Below are 23,114 nucleotides of genomic sequence, written 5' to 3' on the forward strand. Positions count from 1 at the left end.
GTGAATCGCAAACTCAGCGTGGAGGTCAAGAGACGTGCGTTCGACCGAAGAGATCGTGCAGTCGCTGCGGGAGGCCCTTGCCGGGGTCGGGGTCGTGCTGCCGTCGCTGGGCGTCGACCCCGTGACCGGCGCGAGCGACGAGCCGTTCGCGCTGGTCGACCTGGGGCGGTGCAACGTACGGACCGCCGAGCACCTGACCGAGGTGCTGCGCTCCCTGCCCGTGCGGGAGACGCTGCGGGCTCGCGTGCGGCAGGTCAACCGGGAGCCGAAGTCACGGTGAAGTAATAGCCAACAGCGGGTGTACAACCATTCGCCCCGCACCGCCGTCGAACAGGCGTATCGCGCATACACCGGCGTTCGCCCCACCGCTCGCCCCTTCCGGAAATCACATCCTTTCCCCAGAGGAATCCTGTCTTATGACGTTCCGTTGGCTGTGCGGTGTCCTGCGTGTGCGCGGGAAGACCGACCTGTTGCTCGTGTTCCTGTTCGCCGCCGGCTTCGCCGCACTGCCCGTCTTCGCGCTGCTCCCGTCGCTGTGGGGCTTCGCGGTCGCCTCGGCGGTCACCTACGCCGCCGACGAGGTGCTGCACACCCGCTCGCCCGCCTTCGTGCGGCGGCTGGCCGCGTTGCAGCTGACCCGTACGCTGCGGTTCGCCGTGCGGACGGTGATGCTGCTGGCCCTGGCCGAGCGCCTGGACGCGCCCGACGCGGTGCTGGTGGCCGCGCTGGCCGTGCTCAGCGCCCACTTCACGCTGGTGGTGCTGTACACGGCGGTGCACCACGCCATCCGGCGGCGGCGCACGCTGCCGGTGGTGGTGCGCAACCTCGACATGAGCGGGGCGGGCATTCCGCAGTCGCCGCCCGCTCTCCTGTACCGGCGGTTCCTGCGCAAGCTGCTGCACCTGGACCTGCCCGCGCACGCGGGGCTGCTCGTCGCGCTCGCGGCGGGGACGTGGCAGCCCGCCGGGGCCGGCTTCGCGCTCACCGCCGGGCTCGCGGTCGCGGCCGTGGTGGCGCTGCTCGGGCAGCTGCGCCGGGCGCGCCGGATGCCGTCGGGGGACGAGGTGATCGCGGAGGTCAACCGGCAACTGGCCGGGTACCGGCCGGAGGTGGCGCTCTACTTCAGTTTCGCGTCCGTGTCCCGGGACTTCATGTACCAGGTCAACATGTGGATCGAGACGCTGGAGCAGCTGGACCGGCGGCCGTTGATCATCCTGCGGGAGCGGGCCTCGTTCCGCTACCTGGGCCGTACGTCGATCCCGGTCGTGTGTGTGCCGAAGGCCGACGACGTGGCGCAGCTGGAGCTGCCGGAGCTGCGGGTCGTGCTCTACCCGGGCAACGCGGGCAAGAACGTGCACATGCTGCGCGTCGCCGAGGCCAAGCACGTGTTCATCGGGCACGGCGACAGCGACAAGCTGGCCAGCAGCAACCGGGTCAGCAAGGTGTACGACGAGATCTGGGTGGCCGGGCGGGCCGGGCGCGACCGCTACCAGCGGGTGCGGCACGCGATCGACGACTCGGCGATCGTCGAGGTGGGCCGTCCGCAGCTGTCGTCGATCCGGCTGCACGCCGACCACGTGCCGGGGCCGCTGCCGACCGTGCTGTACGCCCCCACGTGGGAGGGCTGGAGCGACGACGACTGCCACACGTCGCTGATCCCGATGGGCGTGCCGCTGGTCGAGAAGCTGCTCGCCGAGAACGTGCGGATCCTCTACAAGCCGCATCCCCTCACCGGGAAGCGCTCGCGAGCGGCGGCCGAGGCGGACCGGGCCATCCGGGAGCTGCTGCGCGCCGACAACGAGCGGCGGGGCGCCCAGGAGACCGAGGCGGCGATCGCCGCGGTCCGTCCGCGGCTGGCCGAGATCCAGGCGCGTCTCGGTGAACTCTCCGGGCGGCTCGCCGGTGACGACGCCCAGCAGACCCGCGAGGCCCGCCCGTCCGGCCCGGACGGGGAGGCCGAGTGGCACGAGCTGCGCGCCGAGTGGCACCGGCTGTTCTGGGAGAGCAGGGGCCCGCGCGGGCACCAGGTGATCGTCAAACAACTCCCCACGCTGTACGAGTGCTTCGACCAGGCCGACATCCTCATCAGCGATGTGTCGTCCGTGGTCGCGGACTTCGTGGCGAGCCTCAAGCCGTACGTGCTGACCAACGCGAACGGCCTGACCGACGAGGCCTTCCGGGCCGCCTACACCACGGCCGGGGGCGCCTACCTCCTCGACCGGGACTGCGACCGGCTGCCGGAGATCCTCGACTCGGTGCGCGAGCCGTGGCACGACCCGATGGCCCCCGCGCGCCGGATCCTCAAGGAGTACGTGCTGGGCCCGGACCGTCCCACCTCGGCGCAGCGGTTCAACGCCGCCGTCAACGCCCTGGCGGAGAAGGCCGCGACGGAGCGGGAGGAACGCTGCGAGGGGAGACAGTCGCTGGTCGCCGGGCTTCCGGGCTGACCGGGGCCGGCCCGGTTCCGGTCGGCTGCGGCACGGGCCGCTTGGATATCGTGACGGGCGCCAACGAACGTTCGAGCGACAGGGGATCGGGACCATGAGCGCGTCCGGTACGGCGGTGTCGGCCGACGGAGCCGGAGGGGCGGGGACTTCGCCGCCCGCCCGGTCCGGTGGACGCAAGACCGTCAGCTCCGTGCTGTGGGCGGTGCTGGTGCCCGCGCTGCTCCTCCTCGGCGCCGCGCTCGGACAGTGGATGACCTGGGCCGGAGTCGTCGTCGCCCTGGCGGTCATCGCGGTCGCCGCCTGCGTCATCGGCGGCTCCTGGCACCGGGCCGGGGCGGCGACGCTCGTCTCGTTCGGCGGCTTCGCGCTGATGCTGTTCGCCGGGCCCGCCGCGTACGAGGCGTACATGAACACCGCGGGAGAGCCCGTTGACGCCGTGGTCACCCAGGTGGCCGACCGGGACCAGCGGCGCGGGCCGGACCTGTTCTGCACGGTCCGCGAACTCGGCGGCAAGCGGACCACGTACGAGGTGTCCCAGCAGGAGAACTGCTTCGGCCAGGCCCGGCCCGGTGACCGCGTGGAGATCCGCAAGGACCCGCTCGGGCTGCTCGACCCCCGCCTGCCCGACAGCCCCGACCAGCGCGACACCACGGAGATCACCCTCACGGTCACCGCCGCACTGACCCTGCTCGTCGCCGGGGGCACCTTCTACGGTGGGCAGCGCCGCGGGGGCCGTTGAGTCAGCCGACGGCCGCCAGCGCCGCCCGCAGGTGACCGTCGGATTCCGCGAGGAGTCTGGCCGCCGTCGGGCCGTCCACACCGGCCAGGATGGCCAGGATCGCGTTCTTCACCTCGCCGTCGGTGGCGGCGAGGGCCTCCTCGATCTCCTTGTCCTCGGCGCCGGTGGCGAGGGCGACGATGCGGTGGGAGCGGGCGCGGAGCTTGTCGTTGGAGGCACGGACGTCGACCATCAGGTTCCCGTACGTCTTGCCCAGCCGGATCATGGTGATCGTCGAGATCATGTTGAGGACGAGCTTCTGCGCCGTGCCGGACTTCAGGCGGGTGGAGCCGGTGAGCAGTTCGGGGCCGACGACGATCTCGATGCCGTGGTCGGCGGCGGCCGCGAGCGGGCTGCCCGGGTTGCAGGCGAGGCCGACGGTGAGGGAGCCGCGGGTGCGGGCGTGCTCGACGGCGCCGATGGCGTACGGGGTGCGTCCGGAGGCGGAGATGCCGACCACCGTGTCGTCGGGCGTCAGGGCGAGGGCGTCCAGGTCCGCCCGGGCCAGTTCGCGGGAGTCCTCCGCGCCCTCGACCGAGGTGACCACGGCGTCCGGGCCGCCCGCGATCAGGCCGACGACCCTGGCGGGGTCGGTGTTGAACGTGGGCGGGCACTCGGAGGCGTCCAGGATGCCCAGCCGGCCCGCCGTGCCCGCGCCCGCGTAGACCAGACGCCCGCCCCGGGCCATCCGCTGCGCGACGGCGTCGATCGCGGCGGCGATCTGCGGCAGCCGCGCCGCGACCGCCCCGGCCACCGTGGCGTCCTCGCCGTTCATCAGCCGGGCGATGTCGAGGGTCGGCAGCCGGTCGATGTCCGCGAGCTCGGGCCGGAAGGCCTCGGTGGTCAGGGACTCCAGCTCGGTCCTGAGGTCACGCGGGTGGGAGGTGGAGGGCATGGACGGCTCTTTTCCGTGTCTTTCCGGTGCTGGGCGGGGCGGCTGCCTCAGGAGCGGTGCCGGTGGGCCAGCGCCTCGTACGACGCCGACAGCGCCGGCGCCGCCTTCTCGTACGTCCGCTGCGCCACCCCCACGAACAGGCAGTCCACCACGAGGAGCTGACCGGTCCGGGACGACATGGCCGCCGGGCGCAGCTCGCTCTCCCGTGCGGTGGACGTGGTGAGGACGTGGTCGGCGTACTGCGTGACCGGGCCGTCGGGGCGGCCGGTGATCGCGACCGTCGTCGCCCCGCGCTCGAAGGCCACCCGCAGCGGCTCGATGACGTCCCCCGTCGAACCGGAGTGCGTGATGGCGATCGCGACATCACCCGCGCGCAGTTGCACGGCGTTGGTGACGGCCAGGTGCGGATCGCTGTGGGCGTGCGCGAGCATCCCTATGCGCAGCAGCTTCTGCGTGAGGTCCTGGGCGACCAGGCCGGATGCCCCGACCCCGTACACGTCGGTACGGCGGGCCGTGGTCAGCGCGGTGACGGCCGCGCCCAGTTGGACGGTGTCGAGCCCGGCGGCGGTGTCGGCGAGGGTCTGCTGCTCGTCGTAGGCCAGCTTGGCGACCACGTCGGCGATCGGGTCGTCCACCGCGATGTCCGTCGTGATGGCCGGGGCGCGGCCCGACTGCTGCTGCGCGGCGAGCCCGGCGAGGGCCAGGCGCAGGTCCCGGTAACCCGGATAGCCCAGCAGGCGGGCGGTGCGTACGACCGTGGCCTCGCTGGTGCCGGTGAGCTCGGCGAGGCCCGTGACCGTGAGGGCCGCGCAGCCGGCCGGGTCGCCCGCGACGGCCTCGGCGACGCGCTGCATGGAACGCGTCATCGACGGTCCCAGCGTGCGGACCTTGGCCGCGAGGGCGGCCGGCGCGGGCGGGGCGCCGCCGGGGCCCGAGGAGCCACCGCGCTCGCGGGCGAAAATTTCCTTCACGTCTCGGGTCACTCTTGAAAGATATTTTCGGAGCGGCGTTCGGGTCAAGAGTGCGCACAATGGGTGCATGGATCCCATCAGCCCCCTGGAGCAGGCGCTGCACGCCGCGCGCGCCCTCGTGCTGGCCGACCTCGTCGCCGGCCGCGTCGCCGACGCGGATGTCGTCTCTCTGGTCGAGGAGTCCGTCAAGCAGCGGCGGTGGTGGGTCGAGCAGTGGCCCGAGGGCGCCCGGTACGTGGCCGGCCTGGTCGCGCAGGACGTCCAGGACTCCCTGCTGGAGCGCTACGGCCGCTGGCCGCTGTGCCCGGTGTGCGGCACCGGCGACCCGCACGCCCTCGACGTCGAACCGGAGTTGGGGCCCGACCCGCACTGGGTGTGCAGCGAGGCCGGCGTGAAGGTCGCCGCGGTGGGCTCGCTGGGCGAGGCCATCGGCGGACCGGCGTCCTCATGAGGCCCGCGTGACGATCTACATCGACCCGCCGACCTGGCCCGGCCACGGCCGCCTGTGGTCCCACCTGATCAGCGACGTCTCCTACGACGAACTGCACACCTTCGCCGAAGCCCTGGGCGTCCCCCGCCGGGCCTTCGAACGCGACCACTACGACCTCCCCGAGCAGCGTCACGCCGACGCGGTGCGGGCCGGGGCGGTGGAGGTCAGCAGCCGCGAGGTGGTGCGGCTGCTGCACGCGGCGGGGCTGCGGCGGCCCAAGGGGCGCTATCCCTCGCGGGGTTCGCGCAGCTCGTAGGTCAGGTGCTCGGGGGCCTCGGCGACCTGGGTGAACCCGGCGCGCGCGAGCACGTTCTGCGACGGCGTGTTGTCCGGCTCGACGTTCGCGAGGACCGTCCGCACCTCCGGGCGGCCCAGCGCCCACCGCGACAGGGCGGTCAGCGCCTCGGTGGCGTAGCCGTGGCCGCGGGCGCCCTCGACCAGGTCGTAGCCGACCTCGACGCGCCCCTCGGCGTCCGGGACGCCGTGGAAGCCCATGGCGCCGATCGCGCGGTCGTCCTCGCGCCGGACCAGCACGTACATGCCCCACTCCGGCCGGTGGACGCCGTCCTCGTACTGCTTGTACACCAGTCCCGCGCCGACCCGGGTGCCGTCGATCGGGCCGCCCTCGATCCACGCGAAGCCGCCGTCGCCGACCGTGGCCAGGTCGGTGGCCACCGCCGGGGTGACGCCCTCCAGGCTGAGCCGCTCGGTGCCGAGCACCAGGTTGTTGTTCCAGCGCCACTCGGTGAGCGGGGCGCGGCCGGCCAGTTCCCCGCGGCCGGTCGCCCACAGCAGGGCCGCCCACGGGGTGGGCCCCGGCTGGACGTGCGGGAAGATCCGGCCGAGCACGAACTCGCACAGCTCCGGAGCCGGTTCGTACGCCACGCCCAGCCCCTCGGCGATGTCGTGCGTGTGCAGCAGCACCTCGGCCACGCCCATCGCGGCGAACCCCTCACGGTTCGCGCTGCGGAACGGGTACGGGTGGAAGGCCCGCACGTGCCGCGGGGCGGTGCGGACCGCCGCGGCGAGCAGGGCGCCCGTCGTGCGGATCACCTGCACGGCTCCGGCGTTGCCGGCGTCCTTCTCCAGCGCCATCTCGAAGGGCGTGTACGCCTCCTGCTCCCGCCCCGCCAACTGACCCGCGTACGCGATGAGATCCTCGGCGATGTGCACCGCCGTCTCCAGGCAGCTCCACTCCAGCCGCCCGGCCCGCACGCCCTCCCAGTCCCGTCCGGCAACCGCCCCCAGCACCCCGGCACACTCGCCGACGGCCTGCTCCACCTGTTCCGCTCCCGTGGTCCACATGGTGGGCAGGCTACGAGGCGTCGTGGGGTGGGGGCGACAGCATTTCCAGCTCGGCGGTCAGGTTGTAGCGGGCCGTGGCCTCCCACTCGGTGGCGCCGCGGGGGGTCCTGAACAGGCGGGGCAGGTCCAGGAGTTGGCGGAGGATCGCGGCGCGGCCGGTGCGGAAGGCGTCGTTGGGGACGAAGTGGTACTCCTCGCGGACGGCGGTGGTGTAGGCGGCGTACGCCGACGGGGGCGAGGCCAGGACGGCGAGGTCGGCGTCGCACAGGACCTGGCCGTCGGGGTCGTCGTCGGCCGGGTCGTGGGTGACGGTGAGCCGGACCAGGCGGGCCACCTCGGCGGTCTTCGGGCCGGGAACACCGGCTTCCGCGAGGGCGCGTTCGGCGAGGCGGGCCGAGCGCTCCTCGTTCTCGGAGCGGTCGGGCAGGTAGACCGCGTCGTGGAACCAGGCCGCCAGCCGGACCACGTCCGGGTCGTGCGCGTACCGCTGGAGTTCGTCGACGCGGTCCAGGACCGCCGTGAGGTGCTCGACCGTGTGGTAGCGGCGCTGCGGCTCCTGCCAGCGGGCCAGCAGGTTGTCGGCGTACGGGGCCGGGTCCGGGCCGCCGGCCGGGCCCCGGGCCGCTTCCAGGGCGCGGGCGAAGCGGATACGCAAGGAGTCGAGATCGGCCATGGGGGCATTCTCCCGCCGGGCGGGCCCGGGCACCTAGCGTGGGGTCCATGACGACTCCTGCTGATGTGCATGACGTACGGGACCCCGAGCAGCCCGGGCGGCTGCTCACGATCGAGCGTGACGCGCTGATCCCGCTGCTGCGGGGCCGGAGCGCAAAGGACTTCGCCCGGCCCGTCGCCGCGTGCCCGGGCTGGACGGTGCGGGACGTGCTGGCGCACTGCTCGTCCGCACTGACCCGGGTGGTGGAGGGCCGGTTCGAGGGGGGCGTGTTCTCGCCCGAGTCCAATGACCGGGACATCGCGGAACGGGCCGGCTGGAGCGACGCTCAGGTCGTCGACGAGCTGGAGCGGGGGATGGGCGCGGTCGGGCCTGTGATCGCCGGGGCCGGCGGGAAGCTGGACGGTCTCGCCCTCGGGGAGTGGGTGCACGCCGGTGACGTGCGCGAGGCGCTCGGGGAACCCGGTGCGTACGGCGGGGCCGGGCTGCCGGACGCGCTCGCGCTGCTCGCCCGCATCACCCGCGAGCGCGGGCACGTGCCGCTGCACGCCGACCTCGACGACCTGGACGAGCCGCTGCGGCTCGGCGAGAGCGGCGGGGAGCGGCCCCCGGGCCGTTTCATCGGGGACGGTTCCACGCTCGTACGGCTGTACACGGGGCGGCCGGTCGACGGGGGTCCGGCGTTCGAGCTGGCCGGGGTGGAGGCGAAGGAGGTCAACGACCCGTCGCTAGAGCGGCGGGCTTGCACAGCGGGCGCCACTGGCTGTGGTGCTGCGCTTGCGTCCGGTCCCACCCTCGGGTGTCGGGGGTGGGTCTGGGGCGGTTGACTGCGCCCCGCGTCGCCACAACTGTTCCGCACGTGCACGGATGTTGCGGGAGCCGTTCCGATCCGCGTGATCAACGAATCCGCAGGACCGGCACGCGAACCAGGCCTGGGAGACCCGGCTCGCTCTGTCGATGTGGCCGCATTCGGCGCAGGTGCGGGAGGTGTATGCCGGATCGACGTACACCACCGGCACCCCCACCTTGCGGGCCTTGTACGCGATGAACGCCCCCAGCTGGGCAAAGCTCCAGCTGGAGTGGGTGGCCCGTTGGGGCTTCCTCAGCCGTGCCCGTTCGCGGATGCCCGTCAGGTCTTCCAGGGCGATGCCGCGACCGGTGCGTTCTGCCTCGGCCACCACATGTTTCGCGATCTTGTGGTTAATGTCCTTCGCCCGCCGTGCCTCCTTGCGCCTGCGCCTCTTCAGCCGGCGCCTGGTCGACGGGGTGTTCTTCTTCTGCAGCTTGGTCCGGAGCGTGCGTTCACGCAGCCGTCCCCGGTTCAGAGCGCGCCCGGCCATGATCTCGCCGTCCGAGGTGGTGGCGATGTTCACGATCCCCAGGTCGATACCCAAGAAGCCGGCCGGATCCGCGTTCGGCTCGGCTTCGAGGATCTCGCAGGTGGCCTGCAGGAACCACATGCCGTCGCGACAGACGAGGTCGGACTCGCCCCTGCGGTACAGGGCGAGGCGGGCGAGCTGTTCCGGGGAGGCGGTGAACGCCACGCCTTTCACCCGCCCCGACAGCGTCCAGATGGAGACGGTGCGGTCCGGGATCTGCCAGGACAGCATCCGGTCGTCGTACGGCTGGGCCAACGATCCGGTGATCAGTCGACCGGGTGTTCGGTATTGCCTGCTCCGCAAGGCTGCTCTACGGGCGCTCCGTGCCCAAACCCCCGGATGTCGCGACGCTCCGCGTCGCCCTCACCGGACGCGCCCCCTACCGGGGCTGAAACCCCGGGGTTACTCGCTAGATTCCGCTGAACATCTTCGGTTGAGCCCGTCCCCGGGGCGTCGGAGGCGGCGCGGATGGGCAGCGTAGTCTTGATTGGACTAGACCTGTCAGTGAACGCCGACGCATGCCGACGAAGGGGCCCCATGAGCAAGCGTGCAGTCCTGGAGGTGATCGCCCTCGGGGTCGAGGACGCGGTCGCCGCCCAGGCGGGAGGCGCGGACCGCCTCGAGCTGGTCACCGACATGGCGGCCGACGGGCTCAGCCCGTCGGCCGCCACCGTCGCCGGGATCCGGCGTGCGGTCGACATCTCCCTGCGGGTGATGATCCGTCTGGCGGACGGGTTCGCGGCGGGGGACGTCGAACGGCTGGTGCGGGTGGCCGGTGAGCTGCGCGAGGCAGGGGCGCAGGAGTTCGTGCTGGGCTTCCTCGACGCCGGGGGTGTGGTGGATCTGGCGGCCGTGGAGCGGGTCGTGGGGGTGCTGGACGGTTGCCCCTGGACCTTCCACCGGGCCATCGACCGGGCCGCGGACCGGGACGCCCTGCGCAAGCAGCTGGACGGGATGCCGGGGTTGGACACGTATCTGACGGCCGGGGCCTCGGGTGGGGTCGACGACGGGCTGTGCGTGCTGCTCGCGGAGGCGGCCCGGCAGGGACAGCCGGGGTACGAGCAGCATCTCCTGGTCGGGGGCGGGCTCCGGCTGGACCACGTGCCGGCGCTGCTGACGGCCGGGGTCGACGGCTTCCACATCGGCGGAGCGGCCCGGCCGGAGGGCTGGGAGGCGCCGGTGTCGGCGGATGCCGTCGCACGGTGGCGGGCCGCCCTGGACGCCGTCTGAACGTCCCCGCCCCTCTCCCCCCTGCCTCCGGTGCACCCTTCCCCTCACCACAGGGGAGGGGACCGCGGCGGAAGCAGGGGACGGGCCCGTGCGTTGTGCCGTTGCATGAGCCTGCGCTTCTCACTGATGGGTCCGGTACGAGCCTGGCGCGACGAAGAGGAGATCGAACTGGGGCCGCGCCAGCAGCGGGCGGTGCTGGCGGCGTTGCTGCTGAACAACGGCATCCGGCTGAGCAACGACCAGTTGATCGACATGGTCTGGGACGACCCGACGCCGAGCGCGGTGATGGCGTTGCGGACCTATGTGTACAAGATCCGCAAGATGCTTCCGGAGCTGAACCTGAAGTCCAGGGACGGGGGATACACGGTCCGCGCGGAGATCGTCGACGATTGCCGCGGAGAGCCCTTGGAAGGCCTCAGAAGTGCCTACTTCGACGCGCAACGGGTGCGGCTCGGCGACCGACGGCTCAAGGCGCGGGAGGACTGGCTCGAACGTGAACTCGACGTGCTGGAGCTGGAAAAGCACGTCGCCGCCTTCCCGCTCAGGGAACGACCACGCGCTCTCCTGATGCGCGCCCTCTACCTGGAGGGCAGGCAGGGCGAAGCACTCGACCACTTCCACCGGGCACGCGCCCTCCTCGACGAGGAGCTCGGCCTCGAACCAGGGCCGGAGCTGCGCGAGGTCCACGCGCGGATCCTCCAGGGCGACCTCACCCCGCCGCGCAGACCGGAGCAGCTGCTGCCGGACCTGATCGACTTCACCGGCCGTGTCGAGGAGATCGCGCAGGCTCTGAGGACGTTGCCGGGCACCGTGGGCATCACCGGGATGCGGGGCAGCGGCAAGACCGCGCTGGCCACCCGGATCGGCCACCTCGTCAAGGGCCGCTTCCCGGACGGGCAGATCTTCGTCAGGGGCGGGGACGTCACCGACGTCGCCGGCGAGCTGTTGCGCGCGGTCGGCGTGGAGAACCCGGTCGGCGACAAAGCCGCACTGTGGCGGGAGAAGGCGCGGGGCAGGCGTTTCCTCGTCGTGGTCGACGACGTGCGGGACGCGGCGGCCGTACGCGATCTCGCCACGCCCGGCTCGGCCATGATTCTCACGAGCGTCCGCCGGTTGAACGAGCTGCCGGGGGTGACCTGGCTGAAGACCGCCGGGCTGGCCGAGAGCGAGGCACGGGACTTCTTGCGCAAGGTCCTCGGCCCGGTGCGCGCGGACGCGGAACCCGCGCAGGCCGAGGCGCTGCTGGAACGCCTCTCGCGACTGCCGGGCCCGATCAGGGTCATCGGCGGCCAGCTCAGCTCGCGTCCGCACTGGACGATCGGGATGGCGCTGCTCCAGATGGAGCGGGACAGCAGGCTCACCGACGTGGTCCCGCCCGACTGCGCCGCGATGCTGGCCCCGTTGATCGAGGCCGCGAAACAGCTGAGCGAGCCGGAACAGCACATGCTCTCGTGCTTCGCGCGCCAGGACGCCGAGGTGATCGACAGTCACGAGGCGGCGGAGATGTCCGGAGCCGACCCGGGCGAGATCGAGCTGGTGCTGGAGTCGCTCGCGGCCGTGCATCTGGTCGAGCCGCTCGTACTCGGGCGCTATCGGCTGCCGCGGTTCGTGCGTTTCTGCTTCAGGCTGCACGCGGCGGCTTTCTCGCGATCCGACCAGGTGCTGCCTGACCGGGCCGTGCCTGACGAGGTGGTGCCTGACCAGGTGGTGCCTGACCAGGTGGTGCCTGACCAGGCGGTATATGCGGAAATTATGCTCTGACGATCCGGCGCGGCCATGTTGGCAGACATGACAACCAAGGAACTTCAGGACAAGAAGGCACTCGTCACCGGCGCCACGTCGGGCATCGGCCGCGCGATCGCGGTCAGGCTCGCGGAGGCGGGTGCCACCGTCTATGTGACCGGGCGCAGGGCCGAGCTCGGCAAGGAGACCGTCGAGCTGATCGAGCGGGCGGGCGGGACGGGCCACTTCGTCGTCGCGGACGTCGCGGACATCGACGACGTCCGCAGGCTCGCCGAGGAGGTCGGCGAGGTGGACGTGCTCGTGAACAACGCCGGCATCTTCCCGTTCTCGACGACCACCGAGCAGCCGCTCGACAGCTACGAGCGGGTGTTCGACGTCAATGTCCGTGCGACCTACTTCCTGACGGCCGCGCTCGTGCCGGCCATGGTGGCGAAGGGGAAGGGCGCGATCGTCAACGTGTCGTCGGTCGCCGGGCAGATCGGCACCCCGGTCGGCTCCGTCTACAACGCCACCAAGGCCGCGATGGACGCGCTGACCCGGTCGTGGGCCGTCGAGTTCGGCGCGGCGGGCGTGCGCGTGAACTCCGTGGCGCCCGGCCCGATCCGCACCGACATGGCCGTCGAGACGGTGGGTGAGATGTTCGACGAGTTCAGCCGGAACACGCCGCTCGCCCGCGCCGGCGAGCCCGAGGAGATCGCCGAGGCCGTGGCGTTCCTGGCCTCCGACAAGGCCGGCTACATCACCGGCGCGGTGCTCGCCGCCGACGGGGGCTACGTCGCGACCTGAGCGGTCACGCCAGTTGCGGCGGCAGCGGCGCCGCATGCGTGACGATCAGGCCCGACACCGCTCGCGTCAGCGCCACGTACAGCCGCCGCAGCCCCGTCCGTTCGTCCGGCTCGCCGTCGACCACGGCCTGCGGCTCGTCCAGGACCACGTAGTCGTACTCCAGACCCTTGGCGAGTGACGCCGGGACCAGGGTCAGGCGGGTCTCCCGCGTGGTCTCCTCGCCCGGGCCGAGGCAGGGAATCCCGGCCTCGGCCAGGGCGCGGGCCAGCTCCGGGACGCGGGCGTCCGCCGCGATCAGGCCCGTCGAGCCCTCGTGCCGCAGCAGCTCGCGGCAGGCCTCGACCACGTCCGTCGGGCCGGAGACCGGCCGGACCTCGAAGTGGCCCGGGTTCTCGCGGATCGAAGCCACCGGGGTCAGTCCGGGGGCGATGTGCGGGAGCAGCCGGGAGGCGTAGGTGATGACGTCCGTGGGGACGCGGAAGCCGGCTGTCAGCTCCTCCACCAGGGCGTCCGGCTTGCCGAGGTGGGCCAGCGCCTCCTGCCAGCTCCGCGTCGCCCACGGCGTCGTGCCCTGCGCCAGGTCGCCGAGGACGGTCGCGCTGCCGGTGGTGCAGCGGCGGCCGACCGCCCGGTACTGCATGGGGGAGAGGTCCTGCGCCTCGTCGACGACGACGTGCCCGAGGGAGTGCGTGCGCTGGATCAGGTCGGTGGCCTCGTCGATCAGGACGGCGTCCGCGGTGGACCACTTCGCCGACTTCACACTGCGCGCCGGCTTCGCCCAGAGGATCGCCTTCTGCTCGTCCCCGTCGAGGATCCCCTCGGCGTGCACGGCGAGGAACTCCGCGTCCGACAGCAGCCGCAGCACCAGCTTCGCCGGGTCGACGGCCGGCCAGACCGCCTTCACCGCCGCCTTGACCGCGCTGTTGCGGGCCACCGCGTCCTGCACCCGGTCGTCCGGAGCCTCACCCGACCGTTCCATCTGCACCAGCACGGCGTGCGCGATGCGCTGCGGCAGGGCCTCGCGCGCGGCACCGTAGCGGATGCCGCGGTCGAGCAACTCGCGGACGATGTCCTCCAGTTCGTACGCCGGGACCCGCCAGCGGCGGGAACCGCGCACCACCACGACCGGCTCGGTGGGCATCGTGACGTGCGCGTAGAGGGCCCGCCGCAGCACCCGCGCCAGCCGGGCGTCGCCCTTGACGACGGCGGCCGGCGCGTCGTCCGTGCCCTTGATCTCGACGTGGGCGACCAGGTCGTCGACGGTCGCCTGCTGCACGGTCAACTCGCCCAGCGCGGGCAGGACCTGCTCGATGTAGTGCAGGAAGGACCGGTTCGGCCCGATGACCAGGGTGCCGGTGCGGGCGAGGCGCTCGCGGTGGGCGTAGAGGAGGTAGGCGACGCGGTGCAGGCCGACGGCGGTCTTCCCGGTGCCCGGGCCCCCTTGCACGCACACCGTGCCGGACAGGCCGGACCGGACGATCTCGTCCTGCTCCGGCTGGATCGTCGCGACGATGTCCCGCATCGGGCCGACGCGCGGCCGCTCGATCTCCCGCTGGAGCAGCTTGCTGGTCCTGGCCGCCTCCGCCGGGTCCGAGAGGTGCTCGTCCTCGTACGCCGTGATGTCGCCGCGGGTGTAGCCGAAGCGGCGGCGCAGCGCGATGTCCATCGGGTCCTTCTTGGAGGCCCGGTAGAACGGCTGCGAGACCGGCGCGCGCCAGTCGATGACCATGGGGTCGCCGTCGTGGTCGTGCACATGCCGACGCCCGATGTAGAAGCACTCCCCGTCCGCCCCCTCGGCCTGCTCGGCGCCCGGCGCGCGCAGGTAGTCGAGCCGGCCGAAGAAGAGCGGGGTGTCGCTGAGGTCGGCCAGGGCCTTGACGCGCTCCTCGATCTGGCGGGCCAGCACCTCCGCGTTGACCCAGTTCGCGGTGACGTCGGTGATGTCGAGGGCCTCGACGTCCTCACGCATGGCACGCAGGGCGGAACGGGACGCGGCGAGGTGGGAGCGCTCGCGCGCGAGCGGGTCGTCGACGGGCGTGGACAAGGGAGTGCCTCCGGAGGGACCTGCTGAGGAGTGGGCGGTGAGATGCCGGCCGGTTTCCGTCCGGTCGGCGGCACTCCGCGAGGGAGGCGGGCAAGAGCGGAGATCTTAGAGGAACGGGGGCGATGACCGCGAACGGTTTTTTCCGCCTCCTTGCCCCCCGGTCCCCGGCCCCCCGGCTCCCTGGTCCCCCGGCTCCCTGGTCCCCCGGCTCCCTGGTCCCCCGGCTCCCCGGTCCCCCGGCTCCCTGGTCCCCCTAGGGGACGGGCCCCTCCTCCTCGGGGGAGCGGGTCGGCCCAGCGGTGTACGCGGCGGCCGGGAGGTTCGGTCCCGAGACCGACGCGGGCCTTATGGGTCGAAACGCACCATGGAGACATGAGCGCAGCAACGATCCACCCCGCCCCGGCACCGGGCCGCCCGCCCGGCGCGACCGCAGTGACAGGCAGCCACCGTCACCGCCTCGGCGACGCCCTGCGCGCCGTCAAGGTCTTCGCGGGCGCCGCCTTCGACGTCGTCGTCCTCGGCCAGTACGGAGAGGAAGTCGGCGTGGTCCGCCGCAAGTGAGCCGCCCCGGAGCGGACCGGCGCGTCAGCTCTCCGCGAGCAGCTCGTCCGCGTCCATGATCCGGTACGCGTAGCCCTGCTCCGCCAGGAAGCGCTGGCGGTGGGCGGCGAAGTCCTGGTCGATCGTGTCCCGGGCGACCACCGAGTAGAAGTGCGCCTGGTGACCGTCCGCCTTGGGACGCAGCACCCGGCCCAGGCGCTGGGCCTCCTCCTGCCGGGAGCCGAAGGTGCCCGAGACCTGGATGGCGACCGTGGCCTCCGGCAGGTCGATGGAGAAGTTCGCGACCTTGGACACCACGAGCACGCTGATCTCGCCCTCGCGGAAGGCGTCGAAGAGCTTCTCCCGCTGCGCGTTCGACGTCTCGCCCTTGATCACGGGCGCGCCGAGATGTTCCCCGAGCTCGTCGAGCTGGTCGATGTACTGCCCGATGACGAGGATCTGCTGCCCGGCGAAGCGGCGGACGATGGCCTCGGTGACCTTCCGCTTGGTCGCGGTCGTCGCGCAGTAGCGGTACTTCTCCTCCGTCTCGGCCGTGGCGTACGCCAGCCGCTCGGAGTCGGTGAGATTGACCCGGACCTCCACGCAGTCGGCGGGCGCGATGTACCCCTGCGCCTCGATCTCCTTCCACGGCGCGTCGAACCGCTTGGGACCGATCAGGGAGAACACGTCCGACTCCCGGCCGTCCTCACGCACCAGCGTGGCGGTCAGGCCGAGCCGCCGCCGGGCCTGGAGGTCGGCGGTGAACTTGAAGACCGGCGCGGGCAGCAGGTGCACCTCGTCGTAGACGATCAGCCCCCAGTCCCGCGAGTCGAACAGCTCCAGGTGCGGGTAGACGCCCTTCCGCCGGGTCGTCAGCACCTGGTACGTGGCGATCGTGACGGGCCGGATCTCCTTCTTCGTCCCGCTGTACTCGCCGATCTCCTCCTCGGTGAGCGAGGTCCGCTTCACCAGCTCGTGCTTCCACTGCCGGGCGGAGACGGTGTTCGTGACGAGGATGAGGGTGGTCGACTTCGCCTGGGCCATCGACCCGGCCCCGACCAGCGTCTTCCCGGCGCCGCAGGGCAGGACGACGACGCCCGAGCCGCCGTGCCAGAAGTTCTCCACGGCCTGCTTCTGGTACGGCCGGAGCGCCCAGCCGTCCTCGGCCAGCTCGATCTCGTGCGCCTCGCCGTCGACGTACCCGGCGAGGTCCTCGGCCGGCCAGCCCAGCTTCAGCAGGGTCTGCTTGATCTGCCCGCGCTCGGAGGGGTGCACGACGACGGTGTCCGGGTCGATGCGGGCGCCGACCAGCGGCGTGATCCGCTTCGAGCGCAGGATCTCCTCCAGCACCGGGCGATCGGTGGTGGTCAGCACCAGCCCGTGTGCCGGGTGCTTGGACAGGGTGAGACGGCCGTAGCGGTCCATCGTCTCGGCGATGTCGACGAGCAGCGCGTGTGGCACCGGGTAGCGGCTGTACTGCACGAGCGCGTCCACGACCTGCTCGGCGTCGTGCCCCGCGGCGCGGGCGTTCCACAGGCCCAGCGGGGTGACCCGGTAGGTGTGGATGTGCTCCGGCGCCCGCTCGAGTTCCGCGAACGGGGCGATGGCCCGGCGGCAGTCGTCGGCCTGCTCGTGGTCGACTTCCAGGAGCAGCGTCTTGTCGGACTGGACGATCAGCGGACCATTCACGCGGGGCACCCTTTCTGTGGCCGGAGGGCTCGGACGGCTCGACAGCGCGATGCCTCGGCCAAACGTCCAGTGTGCCTGATCGACCGCGGAAGGTGGTGTGATCTGCGCGTCCAGTCGTACTGAATGCCTATTCATCCCAACGTGTGGTGTGAATTCAGTTTTTCCAGCGCGGCCCCGAAGAATGGCGCACGTGCGCAACCCGACGACCACCACGCTCGGATACGCCCTGTTCGCCACCCGCTGGCTCCAGGCCCCGCTGTACTTCGGGCTCGTGGCCGCCCAGGGCGTCTACGTCTACAAGTTCTTCAAGGAGCTGTGGACCTTAATCCTGATGTGCGTGAGCGGGCACGCCACCGAGACGTACGTGATGCTCGCGGTGCTCAAACTCGTGGACGTCGTGATGATCGCCAATCTGCTGATCATGGTGATCGTCGGCGGCTACGAGACGTTCGTCTCGCGCATCGGCCTGCAGGGCCACCGTGACCAGCCCGAGTGGCTCTCGCACGTGAACTCCAACGTGTTGAAGGTCAAGCTCGCCACGGCCATCGTGGGCATCTCCTCCGTGCACCTGCTGCAGATGTTCGTGGACGTCCACCACACCTCCCACCACGCGCTGCTGTGGGGCACGGTGATCCACATGGCCTTCATCGCCTCGGCGGCGATCCTCGCCTACATGTCGGGACCGATGGTCGCGCAGGCGGACCGCGGACACGCGGACCGCGGACACGCGGACCGCGGCCATGCCGACCGTTCACCGGCCGGGCGGCAGGCGTCCGCCGCCCCCCTGGACGAGGACGGGAGCGACCGCGCGGACCCGCAGCAGGTCACCACGCCGGAGCCCGACGCCCCCGCGTCCGCACCGGCCCTTCCCGCCCCCCGGCAACCCGCCCCGGACGCCGACGCCGACGCCGATGTCGTCGTCGGCGCCGACGACCGGATCCGTGCCGCCGGCTTCCCCGCCCGCAAGCTGCTGGAGGACTTCGACCAGCAGCACCCCCGGGACTTCGACCGGGAGACCGTGGCCCGGCTCGGCAAGGCGGAGTTCGTCGCCGCCCGGCGCAACGTGGTGCTCGTCGGGCCGCCCGGCACCGGCAAGACCCATCTGGCCATCGCCCTGGGCGTGCGGGCCTGCCAGGCCGGGCACCGGGTGCTGTTTGCGACGGCCGCCGAGTGGGCGGCCCGGCTCTCGGACGCCCGGGCCGCCGGCCGGCTCGACGCGGAGCTGACCGCTCTCGACGATCACCCCCTCCTGATCGTCGACGAGATCGGCTACACGCCCTTCGACGCGGCGACCGCGGGCCTGTTCTTCCGGCTCGTCGCCCACCGTTACGAGCGGGCCTCACTGATCGTGACCAGCGACCGCCCGCTCGGCCGCTGGGACGAGGTCTTCGGACCGACCGCCCCGGCGATGACGGACCGCCTGGCCCACCACGCCGACCTGGTGCGCCTCGACGGGGACAGTTACCGCACCCGCCGCGCTACTTCAGCGTGGGCAGACTGACGTTGTTGACCAGCGGGCCCTCGATGCTGACGCCCTCGGTGACCAGGGGCTCCACGGCGGCGACCGGCAGGGGGAGCGGCAGTGGCGCCGCGGCAGCGGCGGCGGAGGGCGCGAGCACCCCCACGAGCACGGCGGCACAGAGAGCGACGGCGGACAGGCGCCCAGGCACGGAGAGGCTTTCAGACGCGGAGTCGTTTCCGGGCACGGAGAGGCGCCCAGGCACGGAGAGGCGTCCGGACACGGAGCGGTTTGCGGGCGCGGAGTGGTTTGCGGGCGCGGAGTGGTTTCCGGGCACGGGCAGGTTTCCAGGCATGGGGACGGCAGGGCCTTTCGGGGACTGACATCGGGGACGGAGAACCGCACCGCGGCGAACCGGCCCGGACGCTCCCGGACCGGCCCGCAGGGCGCGCGAGCGGATCAGATCCGCGGTGTCGAGCGGATCAAGTCCGCGGTGTCGAGAGGTCAGATCTGCGGTGTCTCGAGGACGAGCCCGGCGATGTCGATGCTCACCGCGGAGGCCGGGGTGGCGAGCCCCCCGAACGTCATCAGGGCGGCGGTGACGAGGACGGCGGCGACCCGGCGGACAGCGCGCATGGGGGGATTTCCTTTCGGCGAGGCTCTCAGGACACCCGGTGGCTGCCCCCGCCCGTCCGGCGTGATGCGGCACGCCCGGGAAGGTCGCCCAAGGGTGGGACATCCCCGGCGTGGCGTGCATGAACGCCCGCCCGCACCCGAACGGGTGACGCGGCCCGCGCGGTGCCGTCAGCCCGCGTCGTCGGCGAGCTCCGCCACTCCGGTGATCCGGTGCAGCGGAAACGTACGGACCTCGTCCGCGGTGTGGTCGTACGCCGTGACGAAACCGCCCTCGACGCGGATCGGGGCGATGACCCGCTGGCTCGCGGCGCCCTCGGCGTTGACGAAGCCGATCCACAGGGCCTCGCCGGTCAGGACGGCGGCCTGCATGGTGGCGAGGGTCTCGGCGGCGCCGGTGCGGGGGAGTTCCCCGTTGGCCACCGGGGCCGCGCCGGACTTGCGCGGGGTGGTGGAGGCCAGGTCACCGGCCCGGATGGCGCGCAGCGCGGCCGACAGGAGGGTGTCGTCGGGGACGGGCGGGCCGTCCGGGACCGGCTCGGGAGCGGCGCGGGGCGGGGTGCGGTGGGCCAGGGCGCGGGTGATCAGCACGTCGCCTTCGGCGGACTCGGCGGCCGGCGCGAACCCCATCGCCCGCAGTCCTTCCAGCAGTCCCGCCGGGTCGGTCCGGGCGGCCAGCACGGTCGGCGCGAGCCGGCGCAGCCCGAGGCCGGCGGCCCGCTTGTCGGCGAGGATCTCGCTGAGCATCGCGTCGTCGTCGCAGCGCACGTAGGCCGAGGCCGCCCCGACCCGCAGCTGGCCGTGCCGGCGGGCCACGTCGTCGATCAGGTACGCGAGGGGCTGCGGCACCGGCGTGCGCGAGTGCGCGGCGAGGAAGGCGTGCAGGTCGGAGGCGGCCTGCCCGGCGTCGAGGGCTCGCCGCACCGAGCCGGGCGTGAACCGGTAGACGGTCGCCCCGCCCTTGGACTCGACGTCCGCCAGCACGCCCAGCATGTCCGCGAGCGGCCGCTTGAGGGGCCCGGGTGCCACCGCCGTCAGGTCGGCCTGGAGCAGGACGTGGTCCAGCGGCTCGGGCAGCATCGGCGCGAGCAGCCGGGCCGCGGCGGCGGAGGCGACGGCCTGTTCGGCGGGGGAGAGGGCGGCGGGCGGGGCGGAGCGGTGGTGGTGGACGGGCAGCTTGTCGCCCGGCCCCGAGGGCTCCGCTTCAGGGCTCCTGGTGGCAGCGGTGGCCGCGGGCGCCCCCAGCAGGGCCCGGCCCTGGGACGACAGCGCGCCCCGGCCCGTGACGCCCAGCAGCTCCGCCTCGGACAGGGCCCACTCGGCGAGTCGGCCGCGCAGGTCGTCCTCACGCCGGTCGCCGCGCAGGGGCCGCTCCCAGCGCAGCCGGGCCAGCACCGACCCGGTGACCGGCGCGGCGCCCTCCGGCAGCCCGGCGAGCAGCGCCAGCACCCGGTGCCGTACCTCGGGCGCCGCGGAGCGGTCCAGGCCCGGCCCGAGCGCCGACAGCGTCCGGTCCTTGGCGTCCCGACCGCCCACCAGGCCGGCCGTCCGGGTCGCCGCGAGCCACGCCGTGACCAGCACCGACCAGCGCTCGGCGGCGGGTTGCTCCAGCCACTCGTCGTACGCGGGGGTCGCCGCGTACCGCTCGTCGGCCTCGCCGTCGGAGGCGAGCAGGCCCGCCGCGTACGCCAGTTCCACCCAGAACGCCGCGGTCGGCTCCGGCACGTCGAGGGCGACCGCCGTGCGCTTGAGGTCCCGCACGCTCAGCCCGCCGGCCCGCAGCACCGCGGGACCGCCCTCGTCCCAGTCCTTCAGCAGCTCCTCGACGGTCGCGAGCGCGGTGTACGCCTGCCCGGCCGCGGTGCTGTCCACAACCTGTGGACGATGTACGGCCGTCGCCTCGACCACCGGCGGCACCGGCTCGGGCGCCCGGTGCGCCAGGCCCCGCCGCAGGTGCAGGGCGACCTCGCGCGGCAGGACGACCGTGCCGGGCGCCGTCGGCAGCAGCAGCCCGCGGTCCAGCAGCCAGCGCAGCCGGGGTGCCGGATCGGCGGTGACCTGCCCGTACGGCGGCCCCCACACCAGGCGTTCCAGCACGTCGAGGGAGTCGGCCGGGGCCTCGGCGAGCAGCGCGGCCATCCGGGCCCGGTCCGTGAACAGACCCGTCAGGGCGTCCACCGCGGAGACCGAGTCGTGGGTCGAGGCCAGTCCGGCGGTCGTGACGATCTCCTGGATCCGGCCGGGGGACATCCCGGCGGTGGCCTCCCGGACCGTCGGGCCGAGCCCCGTCGGCGACGGGTGCTGCGGTGAGGGGGCCAGCAGTTCGCGGGCCGTGCGGACCAGCCGCAGCCGGTCGTCGTCGCCCCACACCAGCGCCTGCTCGCGCAGCAGGTCCAGGGCGTGCGGCAGGGCCGCGACGACGGCCGGGTCGGCGTCGTCCCCGGCCATGAGCCCGAGCACTTCGCCGTACGTCGCCGGGTCCGCGGCCACGGCCAGCGCCTCCGCCGTCTGCAGCGCGAACCGGTCCAGCCGCTCCAGGGCCCGCACCACCGAGGCGCGGGTGCCGGCGCGGGTCGCGAGCTGGGTGAGGTCGGTGGGGACGGGCGTGATGAGATCCGGGCGGCTGCGCAGGAGCGCGCCCAGCGCGGCATCGCCCCGCGCGCGGAGCGCTTCCGCGAGGGAGCGGGGGGCCGGGGGCCTGTCCTCGGTGCTCATCCGGTCCACGGTAGCGGGTCGCCTCCCCGGGCCGGGCCGACTGTGCGCCGCCTCGCCCCCGTACGCGGGACGGGCGTTTGGCCGCTCCGCGGGCACGCGCGGTACCGTCGTGCGACGGCGTCACGCAACGCACCCGCCCCGGAGGGGACTTCGTGGGGATTGAGAGCGACCAGGTCGTTTACGAGTATCTGAGCCGCGTCGGCGACGTGGCCCAGCAGCGGCAGTTGCCGTCGGCCACCCGGATGCGTCTGGTCGCCGATCTGCGCAACGAGATCGACAAGCGTCGCGCCCGGGCCACCGTCGACTCGCCCGCCGCGGTCCGCCGCATCCTGTCCCGTCTGGGCAGCCCCGACGACGTCGTGACCGCCGCGGCGGACGGCACGGGCGGTGAGCCGCGCGCCGCCGCTCCCGCCTCCGTCCCCGTGCAGCGCGACACCGAGCCGGTGGAGCGGGCCGAGCGGGCCAAGGGCGTCGTGCGGCGCGTCGTGCCCCGGCCCCGGCCCGCACGGCCCGCCGAGGAGCCGCACCCCGCGGTGCCCGACGGACCGGCCCCGCCGCACCTGGCCGCCGGGCACGAGCTCGGTGACAGCGCGGTGCAGCCCGACTGGTGGCGGGTGGACAGCGGCCCCTTCGGCGTGGGCGACGAGGTGCCGGGCTTCGTGGGTGGCGTGGAGCTGCCGGACCTGCTGAAGCCGCCGGGGCCGCGGAAGCCGGAGCCGGAGGAGCCGGCCGCCGGGGAAACGGCCCCGGCCGTCGGGGCGGCCGGGCCGGCCGATACGGCGGACGTGACCGGGAAGGGCGGCCGCCGCCGTCTCGTGCGCCTCCCCGCCGGGAACTGGAGCAACCCGCTCCTGCTGATCGCCGCGGGGTGCCTCGTCGCCGGTGCCGTGCTCGGCAACTGGTTCGTCCTGCTGCTCGGCTGGCTCATCGCCTACGCCTCACGCCGCCTGTCCCAGGCCGAGACCAAGTGGGCGGTCGTGATCCTGCCCGGCCTCTCCGTGGCGGGCGGCCTGCTCTGGCTGTGGGGCCGGATGAACGGCCGCTGGGGCACCCCGATCGCCGAGGGCCAGATGAACGCGGCGGTGTCGGAGACCTGGCCGTGGGTGGTCAGGGGCGCGGCGGTGGCATCGGCCCTGTTCCTGGTCTGGCGCTCCCAGCGCGCGCGTTAGCGGGACCCGCCCTCGCGCCGACCGGTGCCCGCCCTCGCGCCGACCGGTGCCCGCCCTCGCGCCTGCCGGTACCCGCCCTCGCGCCGACCGGTGCCCGCCCTCGCGCCTGCCGGTACCCGCCCTCGCGCCGACCGGGACCCGCCCTCGAAGCCCCTCGCGCCGGCCGGACCC

General features: G+C 73.2%; 21 protein-coding genes and 1 pseudogene. 12 read left to right on the forward strand and 10 right to left on the reverse strand.

Features of this window, described 5'->3' with window-relative positions:
* Positions 1–34 precede the first annotated feature (34 nt).
* The 3 genes from ACFV20_RS17905 to ACFV20_RS17915 all read left to right on the forward strand — a co-directional run bounded on the left by ACFV20_RS17905 (position 35) and on the right by ACFV20_RS17915 (position 3,186).
* Positions 35–280, forward strand: coding sequence for a hypothetical protein (locus tag ACFV20_RS17905; RefSeq protein ID WP_385657692.1), 246 nt, complete (start codon positions 35–37; stop codon positions 278–280).
* 136 nt (positions 281–416) lie between these two features.
* A complete protein-coding gene (locus tag ACFV20_RS17910) occupies positions 417–2,447 on the forward strand; it encodes a hypothetical protein (RefSeq protein ID WP_385657646.1) in 2,031 nt (676 codons plus the stop codon).
* 94 nt (positions 2,448–2,541) lie between these two features.
* On the forward strand, positions 2,542–3,186 hold the full coding sequence (locus ACFV20_RS17915; RefSeq protein WP_385657648.1) for a hypothetical protein: 645 nt from the start codon (positions 2,542–2,544) through the stop codon (positions 3,184–3,186).
* A 1-nt stretch (position 3,187) separates the two neighbouring features.
* Here ACFV20_RS17915 and murQ read toward each other — a convergent pair whose 3' ends face one another.
* Both murQ and ACFV20_RS17925 read right to left on the reverse strand, forming a co-directional pair.
* Positions 3,188–4,120, reverse strand: a complete 933-nt coding sequence (gene murQ / locus ACFV20_RS17920) for an N-acetylmuramic acid 6-phosphate etherase (protein ID WP_385657650.1) — start codon at positions 4,118–4,120, stop codon at positions 3,188–3,190.
* Positions 4,121–4,167: 47 nt separating this feature from the next.
* Positions 4,168–5,103, reverse strand: a complete 936-nt coding sequence (locus ACFV20_RS17925) for a MurR/RpiR family transcriptional regulator (RefSeq protein ID WP_385657651.1) — start codon at positions 5,101–5,103, stop codon at positions 4,168–4,170.
* Positions 5,104–5,158: 55 nt separating this feature from the next.
* On the opposite strand from ACFV20_RS17925, the gene ACFV20_RS17930 reads away from it, so the two are divergent.
* A complete protein-coding gene (locus ACFV20_RS17930) occupies positions 5,159–5,542 on the forward strand; it encodes a hypothetical protein (protein ID WP_385657652.1) in 384 nt (127 codons plus the stop codon).
* A gap of 7 nt (positions 5,543–5,549) precedes the next feature.
* Positions 5,550–5,837 (forward strand): DUF4031 domain-containing protein, encoded by a 288-nt coding sequence (locus tag ACFV20_RS17935; RefSeq protein ID WP_385657654.1) that lies wholly within the window; start codon positions 5,550–5,552, stop codon positions 5,835–5,837.
* On the opposite strand, the gene ACFV20_RS17940 is transcribed toward ACFV20_RS17935, so the two are convergent.
* Entirely contained in the window at positions 5,807–6,862 is a 1,056-nt protein-coding gene (locus ACFV20_RS17940) for a GNAT family N-acetyltransferase (RefSeq protein WP_385657689.1), read from the reverse strand. The two genes, ACFV20_RS17935 and ACFV20_RS17940, sit on opposite strands and share 31 nt — an antisense overlap.
* Before the next feature lie 34 nt (positions 6,863–6,896).
* Positions 6,897–7,559, reverse strand: a complete 663-nt coding sequence (locus ACFV20_RS17945; RefSeq protein WP_385657656.1) for a hypothetical protein — start codon at positions 7,557–7,559, stop codon at positions 6,897–6,899.
* A gap of 47 nt (positions 7,560–7,606) precedes the next feature.
* Here ACFV20_RS17945 and ACFV20_RS17950 point away from each other — a divergent pair, with 47 nt between their 5' ends.
* Positions 7,607–8,383, forward strand: coding sequence for a maleylpyruvate isomerase family mycothiol-dependent enzyme (locus tag ACFV20_RS17950; protein WP_385657658.1), 777 nt, complete (start codon positions 7,607–7,609; stop codon positions 8,381–8,383).
* Here ACFV20_RS17950 and ACFV20_RS17955 read toward each other — a convergent pair.
* A pseudogene (locus tag ACFV20_RS17955) lies at positions 8,285–9,265 on the reverse strand (RNA-guided endonuclease InsQ/TnpB family protein); the annotation flags it as partial. The gene ACFV20_RS17950 and the pseudogene ACFV20_RS17955 overlap by 99 nt on opposite strands.
* A 207-nt stretch (positions 9,266–9,472) precedes the next feature.
* Between ACFV20_RS17955 and ACFV20_RS17960 the strand changes: the two are divergent.
* The 3 genes from ACFV20_RS17960 to ACFV20_RS17970 all read left to right on the forward strand — a co-directional run bounded on the left by ACFV20_RS17960 (position 9,473) and on the right by ACFV20_RS17970 (position 12,694).
* Positions 9,473–10,165 (forward strand): copper homeostasis protein CutC, encoded by a 693-nt coding sequence (locus tag ACFV20_RS17960; RefSeq protein ID WP_385657659.1) that lies wholly within the window; start codon positions 9,473–9,475, stop codon positions 10,163–10,165.
* A gap of 105 nt (positions 10,166–10,270) precedes the next feature.
* Positions 10,271–11,926: a BTAD domain-containing putative transcriptional regulator gene (locus ACFV20_RS17965; protein ID WP_385657661.1), complete on the forward strand. Its 1,656-nt coding sequence runs from the start codon at positions 10,271–10,273 to the stop codon at positions 11,924–11,926.
* Positions 11,927–11,953: 27 nt separating this feature from the next.
* Positions 11,954–12,694, forward strand: a complete 741-nt coding sequence (locus tag ACFV20_RS17970; protein WP_385657663.1) for an SDR family NAD(P)-dependent oxidoreductase — start codon at positions 11,954–11,956, stop codon at positions 12,692–12,694.
* Positions 12,695–12,698: 4 nt separating this feature from the next.
* Here ACFV20_RS17970 and ACFV20_RS17975 read toward each other — a convergent pair whose 3' ends face one another.
* Positions 12,699–14,738: a HelD family protein gene (locus tag ACFV20_RS17975; protein ID WP_385657664.1), complete on the reverse strand. Its 2,040-nt coding sequence runs from the start codon at positions 14,736–14,738 to the stop codon at positions 12,699–12,701.
* 372 nt (positions 14,739–15,110) lie between these two features.
* Here ACFV20_RS17975 and ACFV20_RS17980 point away from each other — a divergent pair, with 372 nt between their 5' ends.
* Positions 15,111–15,299 (forward strand): hypothetical protein, encoded by a 189-nt coding sequence (locus ACFV20_RS17980; protein WP_385657666.1) that lies wholly within the window; start codon positions 15,111–15,113, stop codon positions 15,297–15,299.
* Between the two features lie 24 nt (positions 15,300–15,323).
* Here the strand turns inward: ACFV20_RS17980 and ACFV20_RS17985 are convergent, their stop codons facing one another.
* Entirely contained in the window at positions 15,324–16,967 is a 1,644-nt protein-coding gene (locus ACFV20_RS17985; protein ID WP_385657668.1) for a DNA repair helicase XPB, read from the reverse strand.
* A gap of 181 nt (positions 16,968–17,148) precedes the next feature.
* Between ACFV20_RS17985 and istB the strand changes: the two genes are divergently transcribed.
* The gene (gene istB / locus ACFV20_RS17990; RefSeq protein WP_385657669.1) at positions 17,149–18,468 is read left to right on the forward strand and encodes an IS21-like element helper ATPase IstB; all 1,320 of its coding nucleotides are present in this window, start codon (positions 17,149–17,151) and stop codon (positions 18,466–18,468) included.
* On the opposite strand, the gene ACFV20_RS17995 is transcribed toward istB, so the two are convergent.
* From ACFV20_RS17995 to ACFV20_RS18005, 3 genes are all read right to left on the reverse strand, one after another.
* Positions 18,446–18,637: a hypothetical protein gene (locus ACFV20_RS17995; protein ID WP_385657670.1), complete on the reverse strand. Its 192-nt coding sequence runs from the start codon at positions 18,635–18,637 to the stop codon at positions 18,446–18,448. The genes istB and ACFV20_RS17995 overlap by 23 nt on opposite strands.
* A 293-nt stretch (positions 18,638–18,930) precedes the next feature.
* A complete protein-coding gene (locus ACFV20_RS18000; RefSeq protein ID WP_385657671.1) occupies positions 18,931–19,062 on the reverse strand; it encodes a hypothetical protein in 132 nt (43 codons plus the stop codon).
* Positions 19,063–19,230: 168 nt separating this feature from the next.
* Positions 19,231–21,774 carry a helicase-associated domain-containing protein gene (locus tag ACFV20_RS18005; RefSeq protein ID WP_385657672.1) on the reverse strand — a complete coding sequence of 848 codons (2,544 nt, stop codon included), beginning with the start codon at positions 21,772–21,774 and terminating at the stop codon, positions 19,231–19,233.
* A gap of 152 nt (positions 21,775–21,926) precedes the next feature.
* Between ACFV20_RS18005 and ACFV20_RS18010 the strand changes: the two genes are divergently transcribed.
* Positions 21,927–22,943: a hypothetical protein gene (locus tag ACFV20_RS18010; RefSeq protein WP_385657673.1), complete on the forward strand. Its 1,017-nt coding sequence runs from the start codon at positions 21,927–21,929 to the stop codon at positions 22,941–22,943.
* The last annotated feature ends 171 nt before the right edge of the window (positions 22,944–23,114 follow it).

The organism is Streptomyces sp. NPDC059696 (assembly GCF_042733745.1).
Lineage (GTDB): Bacteria > Actinomycetota > Actinomycetes > Streptomycetales > Streptomycetaceae > Streptomyces.

Excerpts from the sequence above, each read along its gene's own strand:
- ACFV20_RS17910 (WP_385657646.1), top strand. The coding sequence starts at position 417 with ATGACGTTCCGTTGGCTGTGCGGTGTCCTGCGTGTGCGCGGGAAGACC.
- ACFV20_RS17915 (WP_385657648.1), top strand. The coding sequence starts at position 2,542 with ATGAGCGCGTCCGGTACGGCGGTGTCGGCCGACGGAGCCGGAGGGGCG.
- murQ (WP_385657650.1), bottom strand. The coding sequence starts at position 4,120 with ATGCCCTCCACCTCCCACCCGCGTGACCTCAGGACCGAGCTGGAGTCC.
- ACFV20_RS17930 (WP_385657652.1), top strand. The coding sequence starts at position 5,159 with ATGGATCCCATCAGCCCCCTGGAGCAGGCGCTGCACGCCGCGCGCGCC.
- ACFV20_RS17945 (WP_385657656.1), bottom strand. The coding sequence starts at position 7,559 with ATGGCCGATCTCGACTCCTTGCGTATCCGCTTCGCCCGCGCCCTGGAA.
- ACFV20_RS17950 (WP_385657658.1), top strand. The coding sequence starts at position 7,607 with ATGACGACTCCTGCTGATGTGCATGACGTACGGGACCCCGAGCAGCCC.
- ACFV20_RS17960 (WP_385657659.1), top strand. The coding sequence starts at position 9,473 with ATGAGCAAGCGTGCAGTCCTGGAGGTGATCGCCCTCGGGGTCGAGGAC.
- ACFV20_RS17965 (WP_385657661.1), top strand. The coding sequence starts at position 10,271 with ATGAGCCTGCGCTTCTCACTGATGGGTCCGGTACGAGCCTGGCGCGAC.
- ACFV20_RS17970 (WP_385657663.1), top strand. The coding sequence starts at position 11,954 with ATGACAACCAAGGAACTTCAGGACAAGAAGGCACTCGTCACCGGCGCC.
- ACFV20_RS17980 (WP_385657666.1), top strand. The coding sequence starts at position 15,111 with ATGAGCGCAGCAACGATCCACCCCGCCCCGGCACCGGGCCGCCCGCCC.
- istB (WP_385657669.1), top strand. The coding sequence starts at position 17,149 with ATGGCGCACGTGCGCAACCCGACGACCACCACGCTCGGATACGCCCTG.
- ACFV20_RS18000 (WP_385657671.1), bottom strand. The coding sequence starts at position 19,062 with ATGCGCGCTGTCCGCCGGGTCGCCGCCGTCCTCGTCACCGCCGCCCTG.
- ACFV20_RS18005 (WP_385657672.1), bottom strand. The coding sequence starts at position 21,774 with ATGAGCACCGAGGACAGGCCCCCGGCCCCCCGCTCCCTCGCGGAAGCG.